Source organism: Lentzea pudingi, from assembly GCF_014646255.1.
GTDB lineage: Bacteria > Actinomycetota > Actinomycetes > Mycobacteriales > Pseudonocardiaceae > Lentzea > Lentzea pudingi.
Map to the genome: position 1 here is coordinate 1 of NZ_BMNC01000056.1, position 522 is coordinate 522.

A 522-nucleotide genomic window follows, 5' to 3' on the forward strand; every position below is an offset into this window, starting at 1 on the left:
GTACTCGGGCAGGGCGTTCGTCGGCGACACCTGCGAGGTCCACGGCGTCGACAGCGGAGGGGTCTTGGGCACCCACTCCGCCGCCTGCGCCGCTGTCGGTGTCAGAAATGTCGCTGTGATCAGGATTCCGACCAATACGCCCAGGACGCGTCTGGTCATGGCTCTCCTATCTTCGCAATATCCTTTGTAGGACAACGACGACGAGCAAGAAGGCGCCGCTGACCACTGACTGGTAGTTGCTGTCGAGCGTGCCGATCTGGTTGATGACGTTCTGGATGACCTTGATCAGGCCGACGCCGATCACGGTGCCGAGGATCGTGCCCATGCCACCGGTCAGCAGGGTCCCGCCGATGACGACGACCGCGATGGCGTCCAGTTCGAGCCCGACGCCGATGACCGTGACACCCGACTGCAAATAGGCGGCGGTCAGGGCGCCGGCGAGACCCGCCAGCGTGCCGCTCATCGTGTAGACGAGGATCTTGGTCTTCGCGACGGGGACGCCCAGGAGGACCGCCGACTGCT

Annotated in this window: 1 protein-coding gene; it reads right to left on the reverse strand. The window is 64.6% G+C overall.

Features of this window, described 5'->3' with window-relative positions; all coding sequences use genetic code 11:
• Positions 1-166: 166 nt before the first annotated feature.
• The coding region (locus IEY88_RS43935) for an ABC transporter permease subunit (protein WP_444543351.1) at positions 167-522 on the reverse strand (356 nt) is incomplete at its 5' end.